General features: G+C 29.9%; 4 protein-coding genes and 1 pseudogene. All 5 read left to right on the forward strand.

What is annotated here, in order from left to right:
• Positions 1–164 precede the first annotated feature (164 nt).
• Positions 165–584, forward strand: a pseudogene (locus KPL38_RS18325) (DDE-type integrase/transposase/recombinase); the annotation flags it as partial.
• A 705-nt stretch (positions 585–1,289) separates the two neighbouring features.
• Positions 1,290–1,700: a peptide deformylase gene (locus KPL38_RS18330; RefSeq protein WP_216290573.1), complete on the forward strand. Its 411-nt coding sequence runs from the start codon at positions 1,290–1,292 to the stop codon at positions 1,698–1,700.
• Positions 1,701–1,868: 168 nt separating this feature from the next.
• On the forward strand, positions 1,869–2,870 hold the full coding sequence (locus tag KPL38_RS18335; RefSeq protein ID WP_216290574.1) for a DUF7309 domain-containing protein: 1,002 nt from the start codon (positions 1,869–1,871) through the stop codon (positions 2,868–2,870).
• Between the two features lie 297 nt (positions 2,871–3,167).
• Positions 3,168–3,851, forward strand: coding sequence for an endonuclease/exonuclease/phosphatase family protein (locus tag KPL38_RS18340; RefSeq protein WP_216290575.1), 684 nt, complete (start codon positions 3,168–3,170; stop codon positions 3,849–3,851).
• A gap of 386 nt (positions 3,852–4,237) precedes the next feature.
• On the forward strand, positions 4,238–4,338 hold a 101-nt coding region (locus KPL38_RS18345), incomplete at its 3' end, for a small, acid-soluble spore protein, alpha/beta type (protein WP_216290323.1).

Genomic DNA, 4,338 nt, shown 5'->3' on the forward strand with positions numbered 1-4,338 from the left:
TAAATTCCGGTTAAATTATTATGTAAATCGGATAAATATATGTGCAAATCCATGATTTAACTAGATAAATTAATTTGTAAAACTTAGGATAAGATAAAGTGTAAATCAACAAGTATGAAAAAATAAAGCCAAAGATTATAGAACTTTTTGATAAAAATAAAAAAAGATACAGTTACAGACGTATTACAGCGGAATTGCACAAGCTCGGATATACAATTAATCATAAGACAGTACTAAAATTAATGAATTCTCTGGGACTGTTTTGTTGTGTAAGAATAAAAAAATATAATTCTTATAAGGGTAATGTTGGGAAAATTGCACCTAACATATTAAACAGGAATTTTAAAGCGGACAAACCTAATCAAAAATGGGTAACGGATATCAGTGAAATTTCACTTTGTGGGCAAAAAACATACTTATCAATAATTCTAGATTTATATAATCGTGAAATTATTAGTTATGACCTTAATGACCATGCAAATATGATGCAAATTAATCATACATTGGAGGAGGCATTTAGAGGGATGCCCGATAACACAAAACTTATTTTGCATTCGGATAAGGGCTGGCAATACCAACAGTAGCAAAACAAATTGTGGTTACAATTTGTTTACGTCCCCCGGGGATTTTCATAGCCATCAAAGTTGCAGGATTAATAAGCATGTTCAAATATTGATATTTATAACATAAGTTGTGTTTATACTTCATTGAAATTTAAATATAATTTCCAGTAAGATAAAAACGAAAAAAAATTAACCTATAGCAACAAAACTGTCCCAGCTTTTGACAAGGGTCTGGAACCTTACAGAGATTGAAAGTAAAACGGACAATCTCTGTTGCTAAGAAACCAACAATTTGGATACAATGAAAAACCCTTGAATTCAGGGGTTTTCGTTATTTCTTGATAAAATGAATTATTGAAAGCTTAAGAAAAGAAATACATTGATATTACAAGCCTTTATTATTATAATAATATTAATTGCTATAATTTCCACACATAGGATATGTGGAGTAATCTTTACATATGACGCGTTGTTTATAATAATCAGAAATTATACGAAGGAAGATATATGTATGAGAAAAATAATTGTTCTATCTTTTATAACATTTGATGGTGTTATGCAGGCCTCTGGAGGATCTGAAGAAGATTCAAAAGATTCATTTCTTTATGGAGGTTGGTCTGTTGCCTAGTGGGATGATGTTTGGCAAGCAATTTATTGATCGTATCTAAGTCAGCAGTTATAGAACAGAACATAATAAAAAAGACAAATATTAAAGGAGTATAACATATGGTTAGATCAATTATGAAAGACATATTCTTTCTTAATCAAAAATCAGAACTTGCTACAAAAGCAGATGAGCAAGTGATACAGGATTTGCTTGATACGCTTAAAGCAAATAAAGAAGGCTGTGTAGGAATGGCAGCTAATATGATTGGTGTCAAAAAAAGAATTATTGTGATCAGTATGGGCGATATGAACGCTGCGATTATTAACCCTGTGATAGTGAATAAATCGCGTCAATATGAAACAGAAGAAGGATGTCTTTCACTTAAAGGTGTTAGAAAAACTAATAGATTCAAAGAGATAGAAGTAGAGTATTTTGATTCAGGATTTAAGAAGCAAAGGGGAAAATATGCAGGATGGATTGCTCAAATTATTCAACATGAAGTAGACCATTGTGATGGGATAGTGATATAGAAAAACGATAAGAGAGCTGCTTAAGGTAGCCGGAAGATTTTATGAGCGAAGCGAATTTGCTACAATTACCCAAGGGCCTGACCAATTGCTGAGGTCGGAGGTGAAACTGACAAGCTGTGTTGCAACATTTGATATTACTATTCTAGTGCTAGGGAGAAGTGAGGGATTATGAGAAAAGAAGCAAGTTTAGAGGAATGGAGATCGCTGTATGAAGTAGCAATTAAATTTAAAACATTAAAACCATGGAACAACCTATGGGATATAGATTTGACTGAAATAGTACTTCCAAAATATGAGGAACCCTTTTTCTGTAGTGTAATGGGTAAGGCAGGGGAATGTATCGCAATTGGATCTTATGCAGGGGTTGATGCAATTAATGGTTTTTATTATATTATTGATAATCCAAAAATATCTTCAACGCAATATATTCGATACCAAAATAATTTAATGTGTTATTTTGGAAACCGTAATGAATTATCAAGCAAAGAGCTTAAGGTTATTAAGGATTTGGGTCTGAAATTTAGAGGTAAAAATGAATGGATTTATTTTAGATCATTTGAGACTGGATACGTCCCATATATTTTAGATCAAACCCAGGTAGTTCAGCTTACCGTTTTAGTTAAGCAACTTTATATGGCTTTAAAATATTTTGTTGAAGGTAAAGTAAAAGTGGATTTTGAGAGTGGAAATATTCTACATAGAAAATATGATGACAAGTCTAAGTTATGGATAACATCTGAAGCATCAAATACTATCCCTTCAAGAATTAGTATGATACCTGTTATAAACGACGAATTATTATTGATAAAATTAAGTAAATTAAAGTCTACAAGGAATGAAATTGAATTGGACACTTTATATTTAAATATTGTAATTAACGATAAAGAATTTGAAAGACCTCTCTTAGGTAAACTGTTAATTATTGCAGACTGCAATAGCGGTATGATTATTGATCAGAATATGTTATCGCCTAAAGATGAAATTATACAGAATATTCTTGGAATATTTATTAATTATTTGATGCAAAATGGTAAACCAAAAATAGTTTATGTCAGAGATGAATATATAAAAGATTATTTAGAAAATTTGTGTCAGAAAATTGGGGTCTTTTTGAAAGTGAAAGGAAAATTAAAAGCAATTGATGAGTTTGAAAAAGGATATTTGGGTTAAGGGAGAACTCTCTTAACCCTTTTATGTTTCTGTAAAAACAATTTGTTCACGACCAACGGGGGTTATAATGAGCGAAGCGAATTTGCTACTCTGGAATTAACACCTCGGAGTTTTATTATTTTATACTAAATTCAAAATGAAAATAATATTAGAATATAATGAAATTATACATATTTACCCAAGGGTCAGGCACCTTACATAGGTTGGAAGTGAAACGAACAAGATATGTTATGTTGAATTAAATGTGTAAATTTGGGAATGAATTAAGATAGCATTTTAAAGTATATAGAGGAAGGTGTGATATGTATTAGAATTTTAAATTGGAATATTCAAAGTGGTGGTGGAAATAGAATTGATAGAATTTTATCTGAGTTAACTAAAGACAATACTGATGTAATAGTTATTTCGGAATTTAGGAACAATGAAAATGGAGATAAAATAAAAAAAATATTAAAACAGGCGGGGTTTGAACATATATTTCATAATGATGATAGGAATAATAAAAATGGTGTTTTGATTGCTTCAAAGTATGAGATTATGGAATCAAATATACCACAATTTTACAAGAGACATTTATTTATACCAATTCAAATAAAAAATATTAATCTTATAGGGATTTTTTGTAATGATGATAATACAACAAGAGAATGTATTAATCATATTATAAAATTTTCTGAAGGTATTATTAAAACACAAACCATAATTACTGGTGATTTTAATGCGGGACCTAGAGGTTCAAATCCAAAACGCTATACTGGACTTACGAAGTTGGTTAAAATAGGTTTTGTGGATTGTTGGAGAAGAACAAGTAGTGAAAATTATGAATGGTCTTACTCCTTAGGAAATAAAAAATCTCAGCCAGATCATTTTTTTATAACTCCATTACTAGAAAACAAAATTGTTGATATTAAATACGACCATGAGGTTAGAATAAATCGTATTTCTGATCATTCTAAAATGATAGGTGAATTTAATTTATAGCAACAGAGATTGTTCGCTTTGCTATAAATATACGAAATGCACTTGTGGCTTTAAAAAAATGGAAATTTATTTTCTATTTTTAGGTACATTAAAAAAAGGAATTTTTATTGAGGATATAGTTGAAATAAAAAAGAAAATAAACAAATTGTGGTTACAATTTGTTTACGCCCCCCGGGGGTTTTTATGAGCGAAGCGAATTTGCTAAAGGTAATCTGGATTCCATATCCTGCCTTTGCGTTTCTTATTTATGGGTAAAGTTAGTATTATATCAAATAGTTTATTTTGTTATATTAAAATATCCATAAAATACTATGAATACTTCTTATAATAATGTAAATGATAATAGCAAATGAAAACTATTATTATTTAAAGAGGAGGTAATTTATATGACAAGAAATAGAGTATTGTATCCACAGGCTAAGGCTGGATTAGATAAATTTAAGATGGAAGCTGCTAAAGAAGTAGGGGTAAATCTTAAAGAAGGTTA

Source organism: Clostridium psychrophilum (assembly GCF_018861705.1).
In the GTDB taxonomy this organism is placed as follows: Bacteria; Bacillota; Clostridia; order Clostridiales; family Clostridiaceae; genus Clostridium_AD; species Clostridium_AD psychrophilum.